The sequence below is a fragment of the Neisseria sp. HMSC070A01 genome (assembly GCF_001810165.1).
In the GTDB taxonomy this organism is placed as follows: Bacteria; Pseudomonadota; Gammaproteobacteria; order Burkholderiales; family Neisseriaceae; genus Neisseria.
In genome coordinates, this window is record NZ_KV800126.1 from 12,711 (window position 1) to 27,832 (window position 15,122).

Annotated in this window: 14 protein-coding genes; 5 read left to right on the plus strand and 9 right to left on the minus strand. The window is 47.8% G+C overall.

What is annotated here, in order from left to right; all coding sequences use genetic code 11:
- Positions 1–65: 65 nt before the first annotated feature.
- Complete coding sequence (lapB, locus tag HMPREF2711_RS08615) at positions 66–1,235, minus strand: lipopolysaccharide assembly protein LapB (protein ID WP_003745547.1); 1,170 nt, start codon at positions 1,233–1,235, stop codon at positions 66–68.
- Between the two features lie 25 nt (positions 1,236–1,260).
- Positions 1,261–1,584, minus strand: coding sequence for a LapA family protein (locus tag HMPREF2711_RS08620; RefSeq protein ID WP_003745549.1), 324 nt, complete (start codon positions 1,582–1,584; stop codon positions 1,261–1,263).
- Between the two features lie 213 nt (positions 1,585–1,797).
- On the opposite strand from HMPREF2711_RS08620, the gene ilvE reads away from it, so the two are divergent.
- Together ilvE and HMPREF2711_RS08630 are read left to right on the plus strand one after the other, a co-directional pair.
- A complete protein-coding gene (ilvE, locus tag HMPREF2711_RS08625; protein ID WP_070615995.1) occupies positions 1,798–2,796 on the plus strand; it encodes a branched-chain-amino-acid transaminase in 999 nt (332 codons plus the stop codon).
- A gap of 708 nt (positions 2,797–3,504) precedes the next feature.
- The gene (locus HMPREF2711_RS08630; RefSeq protein ID WP_168162760.1) at positions 3,505–6,111 is read left to right on the plus strand and encodes a right-handed parallel beta-helix repeat-containing protein; all 2,607 of its coding nucleotides are present in this window, start codon (positions 3,505–3,507) and stop codon (positions 6,109–6,111) included.
- Between the two features lie 92 nt (positions 6,112–6,203).
- Here HMPREF2711_RS08630 and metE read toward each other — a convergent pair whose 3' ends face one another.
- The 3 genes from metE to iscX form a co-directional block, all read right to left on the minus strand.
- Complete coding sequence (gene metE / locus HMPREF2711_RS08635) at positions 6,204–8,480, minus strand: 5-methyltetrahydropteroyltriglutamate--homocysteine S-methyltransferase (protein WP_003745555.1); 2,277 nt, start codon at positions 8,478–8,480, stop codon at positions 6,204–6,206.
- Between the two features lie 89 nt (positions 8,481–8,569).
- On the minus strand, positions 8,570–9,451 hold the full coding sequence (metF, locus tag HMPREF2711_RS08640; protein WP_049323818.1) for a methylenetetrahydrofolate reductase: 882 nt from the start codon (positions 9,449–9,451) through the stop codon (positions 8,570–8,572).
- A 168-nt stretch (positions 9,452–9,619) separates the two neighbouring features.
- Entirely contained in the window at positions 9,620–9,817 is a 198-nt protein-coding gene (iscX, locus tag HMPREF2711_RS08645; protein ID WP_070615997.1) for a Fe-S cluster assembly protein IscX, read from the minus strand.
- Between the two features lie 311 nt (positions 9,818–10,128).
- Between iscX and HMPREF2711_RS08650 the strand changes: the two genes are divergently transcribed.
- On the plus strand, positions 10,129–10,749 hold the full coding sequence (locus HMPREF2711_RS08650; RefSeq protein ID WP_070615999.1) for a hypothetical protein: 621 nt from the start codon (positions 10,129–10,131) through the stop codon (positions 10,747–10,749).
- A gap of 75 nt (positions 10,750–10,824) precedes the next feature.
- On the opposite strand, the gene fdx is transcribed toward HMPREF2711_RS08650, so the two are convergent.
- The 4 genes from fdx to hscA form a co-directional block, all read right to left on the minus strand.
- Entirely contained in the window at positions 10,825–11,166 is a 342-nt protein-coding gene (fdx, locus tag HMPREF2711_RS08655; RefSeq protein WP_003745561.1) for an ISC system 2Fe-2S type ferredoxin, read from the minus strand.
- A 92-nt stretch (positions 11,167–11,258) separates the two neighbouring features.
- Positions 11,259–11,621: a TIGR02328 family protein gene (locus tag HMPREF2711_RS08660; protein WP_003745563.1), complete on the minus strand. Its 363-nt coding sequence runs from the start codon at positions 11,619–11,621 to the stop codon at positions 11,259–11,261.
- Positions 11,618–12,247, minus strand: coding sequence for a GIY-YIG nuclease family protein (locus tag HMPREF2711_RS08665; protein ID WP_003745564.1), 630 nt, complete (start codon positions 12,245–12,247; stop codon positions 11,618–11,620). The genes HMPREF2711_RS08660 and HMPREF2711_RS08665 overlap by 4 nt, the downstream gene beginning before the upstream one ends.
- Positions 12,248–12,331: 84 nt before the next feature.
- The gene (hscA, locus tag HMPREF2711_RS08670; RefSeq protein ID WP_003745567.1) at positions 12,332–14,191 is read right to left on the minus strand and encodes a Fe-S protein assembly chaperone HscA; all 1,860 of its coding nucleotides are present in this window, start codon (positions 14,189–14,191) and stop codon (positions 12,332–12,334) included.
- 254 nt (positions 14,192–14,445) lie between these two features.
- Between hscA and rpsF the strand changes: the two genes are divergently transcribed.
- On the plus strand, positions 14,446–14,817 hold the full coding sequence (rpsF, locus tag HMPREF2711_RS08675) for a 30S ribosomal protein S6 (RefSeq protein ID WP_003686150.1): 372 nt from the start codon (positions 14,446–14,448) through the stop codon (positions 14,815–14,817).
- Positions 14,814–15,116, plus strand: coding sequence for a primosomal replication protein N (gene priB / locus HMPREF2711_RS08680; RefSeq protein WP_172884830.1), 303 nt, complete (start codon positions 14,814–14,816; stop codon positions 15,114–15,116). The genes rpsF and priB overlap by 4 nt, the downstream gene beginning before the upstream one ends.
- Positions 15,117–15,122: the final 6 nt, after the last annotated feature.

Sequence of the window (15,122 nt, forward strand, 5' to 3'; positions counted from 1 at the left end):
TGCTTTGTAATAAAAAGGCCGTCTGAAAAGATTTCAGACGGCCTTTTTTGATGCTTAACGCTTTATTAAATCTCGATTTTATTTGGCGTAAAGGTTTGCCATTTGTTGCAGGCAGGGCAGTGCCAGAAGAAGACTTGGGATTTGAAGTGGCAGTTGCGGCAGCGGTACATAACGCTTTTTTGCAGCTGGCGGCCGATAATGGAACGAATCATATCGGTATCGGCTTTCCACTCCGGATTCATACTGCTGAGTTTCAAGCCAAGCAGGCGGTACACGCCGTTGAGGTCGGGTTTTTGGCGGACGAGTTCGACAGCGATTTGCGCCGCTTCGGTTTCACCTTTGAGCAACAGGGCCTTCTCGTAGATGACGTTGATCAGGTCGAGATCGGGGAAGGTTTGCATATAGCCGATAAGGCGGTTGAGGCCTTCTTCCTGCTTGCCTTGCGCGGCATAGGCTTCATAGAGTTTCTCGCCGACCATGCTCAAATAGGCGTGGTTTTGCTGCTCGATGGCGGAATACGCTTCCACTGCGGCAGGGAAGTTGCCCTGACGGTATTCAATGTCGCCGAGAATGATGTTGGCGCGCGTACATTTTTTGTTGGCTTCGAGTGCTTTGCCGATGTTGTAGCGTGCGGTGTCGAAGTTGGATTTGAACAGCGCGGCTTGGGCGATTTCGCAATAAAACTGGGCGATTTCAAACTGGTAGGTTTGTTCGTCATGACTCAAGAGCTGTGCCATCTCGATGGCTTTTTCCCAGTCGCGGTCTTGCTGGTAAATACTCAAAAGGTGTTGGCGGGCTTCGCGTGCCATGTCGCCTTCCTGCAAGCCGAGGAAGATTTGTTCGGCACGGTCCACCAAGCCTGCGCTTTGGTAGTTTTGCGCCAATTCAAAAAGCACGCGCGCGCGTTTTTCGTTGACGGTGTCGGGCGAATCGAGCAGGGCGCGGTGCATATTGATGGCTTTGTCGTTTTCGCCGCGTTGGCGGTAGAGCTTGCCCAAAGTCAGGTTTAAGTCGTATGACTGCGGCTGCTGGTCGATCACTTCCGCCAATTCGCGCGCGGCGCGGCCGCTGTTGCGGTCAACGAGGGCGTCAAGGCTTTTGTAAAAGCCTGCCGGTATGCTTTTGGCCTGTTTCAGGACGGTCTTCATATCGACGCGCGCGGCAAACCAGCCCATAGCGAAGAAAACGGGGAGGAGGACGATGGGCAGTAAGATGACCCACAATTCGTTGTCCATGGTATTCCTTTATTGATTGGTGGCATTACGCTTTGGGAGCGGTGTCGGAAGCCGTTGCCGGTGTTTCGGTTTTGACCGCAGTCAGGTCTTTTTCGGAAAGGTGGGCGTATTTTTTCACTTCGGCACGCAGGCGGTTGTTTTCGCTGCGCAGGGTCAGCAGACGGCCGAAGAGGGCAAACATACCGAACACGATGCCGATAATAAAGGCGCCGAAAAGCACGACAATCAGCGGCAGATTGACGTTTTGGCCGGGCAGGTAGAAGAAGGATACGGTGTGGGTATTGGTGATGGCCAGCAGGAGGAAAACAAGAAGAATCAGGATTTTGATGATGGTATAGATGAGTTTCATGGGTTGCTCCGGGTGGGCCGCGGTTGGTGCAGGCCGTCTGAAAAATGGTATCAGTTTAAACGATTTGCCGGATTTCGGATAGGACGGCATGTTTCAGACGGCATGGGAAGAGTGCCTTTAATGCTGACGGGTACTTGTCAAACCCATATTGAAAGGCGTATTGTTCAGTCTTTAGTTATTATCTTACAAATCAGAATAAGAAAGGCAATCATCATGAGCAGACCAGTCCCAGCCGTATTCGGCAGCGTTTTCCACGCTGAAATGCCCATTATCGCTTATCGTGAAGGTAAATGGCAACCGGTAGAATGGCAATCTTCCAAAGACCTGACACTCGCCCCGGGCGCACACGCCCTGCATTACGGCAGCGAATGTTTTGAAGGTTTGAAGGCATTCCGTCAGGCAAACGGCAAAATCGTGATGTTCCGCCCGACCGCCAACATCGCGCGTATGCAGCAAAGCGCAGATATTCTGCACCTGCCGCGTCCTGAAACAGAGGCTTATTTGAATGCTTTGATCGAATTGGTCAAACGCTCCGCCGAGGAAATCCCTGATGCGCCTGCCGCTTTGTACCTGCGTCCGACTTTGATCGGTACCGACCCTGTGATCGGTAAAGCCGGTTCTCCTTCCGAAACAGCCTTGCTGTACATTTTGGCTTCTCCTGTCGGCGACTATTTCAAAGCCGGTTCGCCCGTTAAAATCTTGGTGGAAACCGAACATATCCGTTGCGCCCCTCATATGGGCCGCGTGAAATGCGGCGGCAACTACGCTTCCGCCATGCCTTGGGTATTGAAAGCCAAAGCAGAGCACGGTGCAAACCAAGTATTGTTCTGCCCGAATGGTGACGTTCAGGAAACCGGCGCGTCTAACTTTATCCTGATTAACGGCGATGAAATCATTACCAAACCGTTGACCGACGAATTCTTGCACGGCGTTACCCGCGATTCCGTACTGACTGTTGCCAAAGATTTGGGCTACACCGTTACCGAGCGCAACTTTACTGTCGATGAGCTGAAAGCTGCGATTGAGAATGGTGCGGAAGCGATTCTGACCGGTACGGCTGCGGTTATTTCTCCGGTAACTTCTTTTGTGATTGACGGCAAAGAAATCGAAGTGAAGAGCCAAGAGCGCGGTTATGCAATCCGTAAGGCAATTACGGACATTCAATACGGTTTGACAGAAGACAAACACGGCTGGTTGGTCGAAGTTTGTTAAGTAGAACGCAGTGAATATAAAAGGCCGTCTGAAATATTTTTTCAGACGGCCTTTTTTTATTGGTTTTTTGATGGGGAAAGCGATAATAAAATGCTAAATTTTTTAAACAAGCGGTAGTATTTTTAGATAATCGGTATATAATGCACAGTCATGTTGTAAAAATACACATTGGAAATATCGAATTTTATTGATTTTTAGAAGAAGTTAAAAACAGTTATAGATATTTATTCTGTATATTTTGTAAATTTAGTTAAATGGGGAATGCTAAAAACATATCGTGTTAGAATTTCCCTCCTTTTGGGCTTCGTGGGATTCACTCTGTCAAGTCAAAAAGGAAAACGATGCAAGATAAAACTATTTTTATTTTGCTATAAAAATCAAAAATAACTTAACTTTGGATGAACTAATCAATTAAAAAGGGACTCTGATACATTTCCGTCAAAAATAACCGGACACATGGTACGCGGACAGATCGCCTATATAAGTCATCCAAGGGTTCTGTCTGAACACCATGACCGTTTCCAATCAGAAAACCGGCAGAAGGGGAAACGCTGCCGAGTTTCTCAAAGTGGCCAACTTCAGTTTGGCCTTTATACAGGCAATTGCTGTTACGACAGAATCCGTCTTACCTCTTTAATCAATCGGCTTTTTTGTTGCACGCTTGTGCGGTGGGAAAGGCGATATTCGATACAAGGAAATACGCTGATTATGTCACATAAACTTGCTCCTCTTGGCCGTACCCATATTCGTCACGGCTCATCTACACCTGAAGCAAATTCCAAATCATCTTCTCCTCTAAAAGAATGGATATACACCCACAATTGGGGGGATATGCCGTCGGTTTCTCCTGAGCTTAAGCAATTAAGCGGTAAAAATACGGTAACGAGAGAAGTAGTGCATGTGGCGGAGGCAGCAAGATTTGATAGTTCTTCATCATCTTCAGACGGCCTTGTGACCAAAATGCATGTTACACGGGCCAGCGTTGCTTCTGTAAGCAGCGTTTCCAGTAAACATACCATTGCGCCTAAAGTGGCGAGCAAACACGTTGTTTCAAAAGAACCGGTTAATCAATCGATGGAAAAAGTCCTGGCTGAAAGGCAAAAAGTTTACGAAGAAGCCAAAGCAAAAAAAATAGCCGAGGCTGCCGCAGCCAAAGCAAAGGCTGTAGAGCGCGCAAAAGAAGCGCATAAAGCGGCAGTCGAAAAAGCGGTTGCAGAGCGTAAAGCCAAACTCGAAGCCGCACGCAAAGAAAAAGAGGCGGAAGACAGAGTTGCCGAAGAAAAAGAAACCGTTGAGATTGTCCATAAAAAGAATCTGAAGGATTCAGACGGCCATGACAAAATAGCGGGCGTTTCTTCCGGCAAAAAAGCAATCAATAGTCACGACGGACACCTCAGTTCGGGTAAAGCAAACAAAATTGACGATCATGCCGAAGGCAGGATAGGACTATCCGGAAAATACCGCGTGTATGAATCCAAAGAGTATGGCAATTACGTTCGTGTGAATGATTTTGGTGCCGATGCGCAGGGTAAAAAAGACAGCCTTCAGGCATTTAAAGCAGCTTTAGAGGCGGCACACAAAGAAAAGGCCATGGTTTTCTTGGATGGTACTTACTATATTTCCAATCAGATTGTGATGGATAAAACCGTCTCCGGCGCGCGCGGCTTGTTTGGTTCGGGGATGGGCAAAACCAAAGTAACGTTTGATAAGGCGCAAACAGGCGAATTCAATCCGGACACCAACCATGACGATATCCGCGAATTTGCCGGTATCTTGATCGATGGGCAAAACAATAAAACCATTGCCGATTTGTCGGTTCAATATACCAACCCTGATTTTTACCGCAAAGGCTTAAGCTATTTTGGCAAGGTAAACGGTATTTTGGTCAACGATGCGGACAATACTTTAATCAGTAAAGTAGAGGTTTCCGGTGCCAACCGTGCTGGTGTGATGTTTACCTCGACCGCTTCTTTGGAAACGGAAAAAGGCCATAAGCTGACCTTTAAAGAGCGCGTGCAAAGCGGCGAAATTGATGAAAAATACGAAGCGCTGCCTTTGGGTGAGAACAACCGTATTGTCGATTCGTATCTACACCACAACCGCGTTGCCGGTGCGCTGATTGGTTTCCAACAAAACTTTATCGGCGAGGGCAACCGTTTGGATTGGAACGGCCACGAAGCGGATGGCGGGACAGGCTACGGTATGGCTGTGGCTGCCGGCAGCTACAATTACGGCATCACATACCGTAAAAACACAACCGACCACAACTACCGCAAGGGTTTGGATGTGCACGATGGCACAGGCATTGTCATTGAAAACAATGTGTTAACGGGTGACCGGCTATATGGTATTGTTGCCTACAACCGCCAGTTTTCTATGGATAAAGTCAAAATTACCGGCAATACCATTATCCAAGACCCAAGCTTCCGTTTGAATGTTGATGATGACTTGGGTAAGTACTACCACATGTATTCAGGGATTCAGGTACAAACCAATACCCAATACAGAGATTTGCACTCGGCTGACAAAGGCTATTTCGATATTAGCGATAATGTCATTAAAAATCTGACGGTTTATCAAAACAATATTCAGACTTACGCGATTGAGTTCCGTAACCATGAAAGCAAAATGGATTACACGCTCAATATGGCAAACAACAAGATCAGTGGTGAATCCACCAAATATCTGATTGCCGTCATCAACGATACCTACGACCGTGTTTTATCTAAAAACGGCATGGGCAGCGGTACCATTACCATCAGCGGCAATGATGCCGATATCGGCAAGATTATGAAAGGCGCGGTACCGGTTTATGTGGAAGAACACCATGGCAATGTCGCTATGCATGGTGCGGTGACAATTCACAACAACAAAATTTCCGTGCGTGAAGAATCTGCCGGCTATGTCGAATTTGCTTATTTGAAAAGTAATGCCAAAGAGTACAACATCACCAATAATACATTGAAACTTGGCGGTGATTTGAATGATGCTTTGATAGACGTACATAGTACCAACCCTAAGGGCAAAGCATCTTTAAATGTGGCCAACAACAAAATCCTGACGGACATTAAAGGCAAGTTGTATGATTCATGGCTGCGCTTTGAAAATGACATCAACACGTATTCTGAAGGCAATAGCCATAATGGCGCGGCACTGAAAAAAGTGAATACGACCGGCAGTAAAGTGACATTGAGCGATGTTCTTTCGGAAGCCAACCATATTGTCGAAACGACTAAAGAGACTGTGTATCACCATACTCAGAACGTGTATACATCAGGAGTGGAAGAACATCATACAACGACAGGGATTTTGTAAGCTGTTGAAGCCGTAATCTTTATGGTTTAAATATTGATAAATAAAAAAAGGCCGTCTGAAAATTTTCAGACGGCCTTTTCATCTAACTCACATTATTTAGCCAGTTCGGCACGCAGTTTGTGGGTTACGTTCATCATCACTTGGAGTTGTTCCAGAGTTTCTTTCCAGCCACGGGTTTTCAGGCCACAGTCCGGGTTCACCCACAGACGTTCAACCGGTACAACCTCGATGGCTTTGCGCAATAGGTGCTCAACTTCAGCTTCAGTCGGTACACGTGGGCTGTGGATGTCGTAAACGCCCGGGCCGATGTCGTTCGGGTATTTGAATTCGCCGAACGCGGTCAAGAGTTCCATGTCGGAACGTGAAGTCTCAATGGTAATCACGTCAGCATCCATAGCAGCGATGGCCGGCAGGATGTCGTTGAACTCGGAGTAGCACATATGAGTGTGGATTTGAGTGCTGTCTTCGCAACCGGTAGAGGACAGGCGGAAAGATTCGCCGGCCCAGTTCAGGTAAGCATCCCAATCGGCACGTTTCAAAGGCAGACCTTCGCGGATGGCAGGTTCGTCAATTTGGATGACTTTGATGCCGGCTTTTTCCAGATCCAATACTTCGTCGTTCAGAGCCAGTGCGATTTGTTTGCACACGGTAGAGCGAGGAATATCATTGCGGACGAAAGACCATTGCAGAATGGTAACAGGGCCGGTCAACATACCTTTCATCGGGCGTTTGGTCAGGCTTTGTGCGTAAGTAGACCAAGCCACGGTCATGGCTTCAGGACGGCTTACGTCACCGAAGATGATAGGTGGTTTAACGCAGCGTGAGCCGTAGCTTTGTACCCAGCCGTATTGGGTGAATGCAAAACCGCTCAACAATTCGCCGAAGTATTCAACCATGTCGTTACGCTCGGCTTCGCCGTGTACCAGTACGTCCAAGTCCAGTTTTTCTTGCTCTTCAACCACCAAGGCGATTTCTTTTTTCATCGCGGCTTCGTAATCGGCGGCAGACAGTTCGCCTTTTTTGAAGGCTGCGCGTGCTTGGCGGATTTCGGTAGTTTGCGGGAAAGAACCGATGTTGGTCGTCGGCAGCAGAGGCAGGTTCAACCATGCTTGTTGCGCTTTGATACGGTCGGCAAATGGAGATTTGCGTTGGTCTGCGTTGGCAGGCAAATCGGCCAGGCGTTTGGCAACGTCTGCACGGTGGATTTCGCTGCTGTTTGCACGGGAGTCGGCAGCAGCTTGGCTGGCGGCCAGTTCTTCGGCAACAGAGTCACGGCCTTCGTTCAATGCGGCTTTCAGAACGCGCAATTCTTGGGTTTTTTGCAGGGTGAATGCCAACCAAGAGTACAGGTCAGGTTTGTTGGCTTTCAGTTTTTCTTCAACTGACAAGTCAAATGGAGTGTGCAGCAGGGAGCAAGAGCTGGAAATCCACAAACGGTCGCCCAGTTTGGCTTGCAGAGGCTCGACAGTTTCCAAAACTTTGTTCAGGTTGGCACGCCAAATGTTGCGGCCGTCGATAACGCCGGCAGACAGAACTTTGTCGTAGTCGGCAAATGCGTCCAGTTGCTCAGGAGCGCGTACCAAGTCGATGTGCAGGCCGTCAACAGGCAGGGATTTCAGCAAAGCAGCGTGTTCGGCAACGGAACCGAAGTAAGTGCTCAACAGGATTTTGGCGTTTACTTTGCTCAAAGTGGCGTAAACGTCTTTGTAGGCTTCCACCCATTCTTTAGGCAGGTCGACAGCCAAAGCAGGCTCGTCGATTTGAATCCATTCGGCACCGGCCTCAACCAAAGCGTTCAGGATTTCAACGTAAACAGGCAACAGTTTAGGCAACAGGCTCAGACGGTCGAATTCGACAGCGCCTTTTTCTTTACCTACCCACAGGAAAGTCAATGGGCCGACGATGGTCGGTTTGGCTTTCAGGCCCAAAGCTTGGGCTTCTTGCAGTTGTTGAACGTAGTGTTTGGCGTTGGCTTTGAATTCGGTATCGGCGTGGAATTCAGGCACCAAGTAGTGGTAGTTGGTGTCGAACCATTTGGTCATTTCGATAGCGAATTGGTCTTTGTTACCGCGGGCCAGTTGGAAGAATTGTTCCAAAGACAGGTTTTGGCTGTCGAAGCCGAAGCGGGCAGGGATGGCACCGGTGGCAACTTGCAGGTCGAGGATGTGGTCGTAGAAAGTGAAATCGCCTACAGCAACGTAATCAGCGTTGGCAGCAGCTTGGTGTTTCCAGTTTTTCTCGCGCAAGTCTTTAGCAACAGCCAGCAATTCTTGCTCGCTGATTTCTTTGCGCCAGTATTTTTCTTGTGCGAATTTCAATTCGCGGAAGGCACCGACGCGCGGGAAGCCTGAAAAATGCAATGTTGTCATGTTAACTCTCCTAGTTGGAATTTTGAATCAGGCCGGTATGGCCTGAATGTTCGATATTGTAAATCAGAATGGGGAGGCCGTCTGTTTTATTAACGCGGACGCACGCCCAAAATATGGCAGATGGCGTAAGTCAGTTCGCTGCGGTTGAGGGTGTAGAAGTGGAAGTCTTTGACACCTTCGCGCGAGAGGACTTTGACCATGTCGATGGCGATGCTGGCGGCAACAAGGTTGCGCGTGCCTTGGTCGTCATCCAAACCTTCGTACATTTTAGACAGCCAGCTTGGGATTTTGACGTTGGTCACTTGAGCCATTTTGGTCAATTGTTTGAAATTGGTTACGGGCAGGATGCCGGGAACGATTTCAACGTCGATGCCCATCATCACGCAACGGTCGCGAAAGCGCAGATAGCTTTCCACGTCGAAGAAGAATTGGGTAATAACGTGGTTTGCACCCGCATCAATTTTGCGTTTCAGATTGATCAAGTCGGCTTGTGCAGATTTTGCTTCCGGGTGTACCTCTGGATAGGCCGCTACGGAAATGTCAAAGTCGGCAACGGAGCGCAACAGTTTGACCAAATCTTCAGCATAGAAAGGTTTTTTCTCATAGCCGGGCGGCTCGTCGCCACGCAGGGCGACAATGCGGCGGATACCGCTGTCCCAATAATCTTTGGCGATTTGGCGCAACTCGTCAGGGCTGGCGTCGATACCGGTCAGGTGGGGGGCTGCGTCAAGGCCGGTTTCTTGTTTGATGCGTTTAACGATACTGTGTGTGCGGTCGCGTTCGCCGGAGTTTGCGCCGTAGGTTACGGAAACGAATTTCGGATGCAAGGTTTGCAGGCGATGGATGGAATCCCACAGCATGGTTTCCATTTGTTCGTTTTTCGGCGGGAAAAATTCGAACGAAACATTGATGTCGCCTTTCAAATCAGAAAGGCTGTTGTTTAAAGCAGCGATTTCTCGAGCATGATTCATGGTTATGCACCTTCTGCATATCTTTTATTTGTTGTCAGACTGCATAATAAATTTGAGGTTGGTATGAGTCAATTTCGAAATTTTCCGAAATTGTATGAATAGATTTAATAAAGACCTCAGGCCGTCTGAAAAACAGCCTGAGGTCTTGTTTGATGAAAAGGGAAAAGGTTATTCCGCTTCATCTATCCAGGCTTGTTGTACAGCTTCGAGAATGCGTTCGCCGCAACGCGCCGGATCATCGTCAAATTCAGGTAGAGCCATAATCAAATTACGCAGTTGGGTAAAACGCACGGTTTTCGGATCGATGCTGTCGCCGTGTAAGTCGTAGAGTTCTTCGGCGATGCGTTGGGTATCTGTCCATTTCATGATGTGTTCCTTTATTGGGTTTCGACTATTGCCAATTATTTTAATCAAGAAGAAGTCGGACTGCCAGATTGTTTTACGGAAGATAGGCAGGTAGATGATGACGCTATTTTTTAACAAAATAGCATAGTTGCGTTAAAATACGGCAAGACACTTAAAATTCACGGCATATTCCCTTTGAATCTGCCGTTTTATACTTTCTATTCCGTTTTGAATGATTTGGTTTCCATGCAAAATTTACATTTCGCTATGCAACCAAATTTTTTGGAATGGCTCTTAAGACAATCCATCGCTTAAAAATAAAAGGAAAAAAGATGAATAACGCACTCAACGCCAAGCTGTCCAAACTGATTTACGCGCTCGCTTCCGATGATCCGGAGTATCTGTCCAAAGCAGGTGCATTTGACCGTTTGCTGTTGTTGGTTCGCGAATTTTATCGGATGCTGGACGAAACAGAAGGTTTGAAACAGCTGGTGTTCCGTCTGTATTACGGCAAACACTATGGCTTGATTAAACTGGATGCTGCTTCACCCAATGACGATGCAGGCGCATTGAGGTTGAAACGTTGGATGGTTTATTCGCGCATCGCCGAGCGTATCGAAAATTGCGGCAAGCATTTGTCGGTCGTGCTTGAAGATGCGGTGTTGGAAAATGGCGCGGACAAATCGCGTTATATAGAGGAAGCCAATGCCATTATCGAGCGTTTCGGTTTGGCAAGGGATGAGGCAGCACTTTCGGCGATTGAGGCAGAGGAAGCTTTGAAGGCTGAGGTTGAACTGCCGACAGTCAACAAGTCTCAGAACGCTGCTCCCCGTTATAATGGCAATATGCATCAAATCAGAATGCAAGAGAAAATTGAAAATTACTCCGCTACGCAGAAGGTGGCCTCCATGCAGATTTCGCGTATGCGTTTTATTTTTCCTCATATCAAATAGTTTGCCGCATAAGCAACAGGCCGTCTGAAAACCATAAATTTGTGGTTTCAGACGGCCTTTTCATTCAATCTTGTTTTAATGGTCTTCACGTGCATGGTTGATCGTATATTTGGGAATTTCTACGACCAAATCTTCATCGGCAACGACTGCCTGACAGCTTAAGCGTGAATCGGCTTCCAAGCCCCATGCCTGGTCAAGCAGGTCTTCTTCCAGTTCACTCGGCTCTTCCAAGCTGTCAAAACCTTTGCGGATGATAACGTGGCAGGTGGTGCAGGCGCAGGATTTTTCACAGGCGTGATCGACTTCGATATCGTGGTCGAGCAATACGTCAAGGACGGTTTGACCTTCCGGTGCGTCTTCGATAACCGCGCCTTCAGGGCATAATGTCGCGTGTGGGAGTACGGTAATTTTTGGCATTTTTATTGTCTCGGTTGTTTAAGAGTGGTTGTGGTTAAAGTGGTTTCAGACGGCCTTGGGTATTCAATATTCAGGCCGTCTGAAAAATGGGTTTATAACATGATGCCTTTACTTTTTAAATTTTCCAGACATTCGTCCAAGTAGGCATCATCATGTTCGGCATAAATTGGCGAAGTAGCTGTTTCAGCCGCGTGCGAATGGTATGGGGCAACGGTTTTGCCGCGATATAGCGGGTCTTTCCATAAAGCATCGGGTTTGTAACCGCGCTTTTCCATCTCTTCCATAATCAACGCGTGATACAGATAGAGTTTGTAGGGAGAATGGGTAAAAACGTAATTAACCGTCGCATGCGGTCTGCCCCAGCCCGCTCCGCGTAAAGCAGCGCATTCTCGGTGTTGCCCCAAAAGCTGGGCACGGGGGAGTAGGGGGATAAGGGTTTGGTGCCAGAGTCTCATTGTGATTCAAATAATTTTGAATATTCTGCGTAAGCTTTCTCTAAATTTTCTTTTGAGTAGGTAGTATAAATATGAAGACCTTCTTCAATTTCAGTAGTTAGCTTTGTTCCACTTTTCCCAAAGTATTCGTCTTTATAGAGACGGACTTTGGAATTTTTAGGTTTATGTGTATTTTTCGAAGAGATGAGATTTCTTAATATAGAAGGATTTTGTTGGTGCTTTTCTTTGATAAAGGAGATAAATGCACTTCTGTCTATTTCAAAAATTTTTTCTTGATGATGTTCTTCGACAGTTTTTTCAAAACCCAACTCTGCTATTTCATTTTTAGGAAATACAATTTCGCCTCTTAATGAGAGAAAAAGCCTTTTCACAAGATTTTCATCAATTGCAAAAAGCTCAGTTTCTCCTATTCGGCTTTCGCCGAAAATTTCATGAAGTAAGGTTTCTTTTTCTTTATAGTTGTCGGTTTTAATGGCTAGAATGCGCTCTAACCCAGCAACGTTTGCGTAGCCGTTGTTTTCCAAATGGCGCATTCTAATTTCAAAATTATTTTCGTCAGTAATACCAATTTTATATACACCTTTGATGACGGTTTTCATCAGATAGACAATGCCTGCTTTTTCCATTGTTGTCCTTTATTTTTATATTTCTGTAAGAGGATATCTTTTCAGACGGCCTTTTGATTCAAGGCCGTCTGAAACCATTTGCCGTCAAATATTATCAACGCTTTGCCCTGTCAACGCGCGTTGGATGTTACGGTTCATGCGTTTGGCGGCGAAGTTGTCGGTGCTGTGGCTGAGTTTGGCGACGGCGGTGCGGATGTCTTCGGCTTTGCCGTCTTTCAGATAGCCTTGCAAAGCGGCAATGTCTTGTTGAATCTGTTGCAATTCTTCGGCTTCCAATAAATCGCTGTCCAACTCAAGGGCGGCATTGACGGCGTCGGTCAGGCTTTCGGCTTCGACTACGGCTTCGGCGCGTGCGCGTGCGGCCATGTCTTCGGCGGCGTTGTTCATACTGTCTTTGAGCATTTGGGTAATGGTGCCGTCGTCCAAGCCGTAGGAAGGTTTGACTTCGATTTGCGCCTGTACGCCGGTGCTTTGTTCTTGTGCGGAAACGGACAGCAAGCCGTCGGCGTCAACTTGGAAGGTCACGCGGATACGCGCTGCGCCTGCGGCCATCGGCGGAATGCCGCGCAGGGTAAATTTGGCCAGGCTGCGGCAGTCGGAAACGAGTTCGCGCTCGCCTTGTACGACGTGTATCGTCATGGCAGTCTGACCGTCTTTGAAAGTAGTGAAGTCCTGCGCGCGCGCGGTAGGAATGGTGGAGTTGCGCGGGATGATTTTTTCGGCAAGGCCGCCGTAGGTCTCCAGGCCGAGTGATAAAGGTGTAACGTCCAGCAGCAGCCATTCGCCGTCGGTTTTGTTACCGGCAAGGACATTTGCCTGTATGGCGGCACCGAGTGCAACCACTTCGTCTGGGTTGAGGTTGTTCAACGGAGTTTGTCCAAAGAAGGTGGCGACCGCTTGTTGAACATGCAACATGCGGGTCGAGCCGCCGACCATAATCACGCCTTTAATGTCGGCTTTGGTCACGCCTGCGTCTTTCAAAGCCTGTTTGACGGGTTCGATGGTTTTTTGTACCAAATTTTGGGTCAGATTGTGAAACTCTTGGCGGGTAATGACAGTATGGACTTTATGGCCGTCTGAAAGTGTGGTTTCGATGACGGCTTCGGTTTGGGTAGTCAGTTTTTCTTTGGCGGTACGGACAAGGGAAAGCAGAAGTTGGCTGTCTTGTTCGTTGAGTTTGGAAAGGTCGTTTTGTTCGAGTAGGTGGCAGAACAAACGATGGTCGAAGTCGTCGCCGCCCAATGCGCTGTTGCCACCGGTGGCTTTGACTTCAAACAATCCTTTGGTCAGTTGCAATACGGATACGTCGAACGTACCGCCGCCCAAGTCGTAAACGACAAACGTGCCTTCCGAGGCGTTATCCAGTCCGTAGGCAATCGCGGCGGCGGTCGGCTCGTTGAGGAGGCGCAATACATTCAAGCCTGCCAAGCGCGCGGCATCTTTGGTGGCTTGACGTTGGGCATCGTCAAAATAAGCGGGTACGGTAATGACGGCACCAACCAAATCGCCGCCCAATGTTTCTTCGGCGCGCAATTTAAGGGCTTTGAGGATTTCTGCCGATACTTCGATAGGCGTTTTCGCACCTTGACGGGTGTTTAATTCGACCACGCGCTCATTGGGTGTAAATTGATAGGGCAGGTATTGCGCGTCTTGTGTGAGGTCGGTAAGGGTGCGGCCGATCAGGCGTTTGGCGGAGCTGACGGTATTTAGCGGATCGGTTTTTTGTGCGGAAAGGGCGTTTTTGCCGACTTCGACTCCGCCATCCAAATAACGGACAACCGAAGGCAGGGTGGTGCGGCCGTCTGAATCGGGCAGGCAGACTGCGCTGCCGCTGCGTACGGTGGCCACCAAGCTGTTGGTTGTGCCTAAATCAATGCCTACGGCGAGGCGGTGTTGATGGGGGGCAGCGGACATGCCGGGTTCGGAAATCTGCAAAAGAGCCATGATTGTGTGCCTTCTGATGCTGTATTTATTAGGATGGGGCAGATTTTAGCAGATTTTTGGCAGATAGTTGAGTGGTTTGCTAGGAAATAACCCTAAGGCCTAATGTTGTTAATGTTGTTTTTTAATTGAAAAGAAAGTGGATTTTGAATCCGGACTTGTATTTTTTAAGAAATGCGGATAAAATTCAGCCTCTTTGCCTTGCCTTTTACTTCGCATGGTGAAAGGCTGTTTTTAATCATCCATAAGGAGATAACATGCGTCATTACGAGATCGTGTTTATCGTTCATCCTGATCAAAGCGAGCAAGTGCCTGCTATGGTTGAGCGTTACAAAACCATGATTACTGAAGCCAGCGGTAAAATCCACCGTTTGGAAGACTGGGGCCGTCGTCAATTGGCTTACCCAATCAACAAAATCCACAAAGCACACTATGTTTTGATGAATATCGAAACTACTCCTGAAGTGGTTGAAGAGCTGGAAACTGCTTTCCGCTTCAATGATGCCGTACTGCGTCACCTGACCATCAAAACAAAACACGCTGTAACTGAAGCTTCCCCAATGCTGGGCGGCGAGAAAGCAAAAAACTTGCTGAACGGTGCAGCTGAAGAAGTTGCAGCAGCCGAATAAGATTGAACAATCTGATTAAGCTTACCGCCCGTATCTTACAGGTTCAGCCTTTGAGATATACGCCGGCAGGAATTCCTGTTTTAGATGTTGTGTTGCAACATGAATCTTGGCAGGAAGAAAACGGACAGAAATGTCTGGTTAAATTTGAAATTCCCGCGCGGATTTTAGGTAAGCAGGCTGAGGAATGGCAGTATCGGCAAGATGTCGTCATCGAGTCGGAAGGTTTTTTGGCGCAACGCAGCCAACGCTTCCCCAAGCCGGTACTACGCATACAGAACATTAAAGAATATAAAGGTTAAACGACA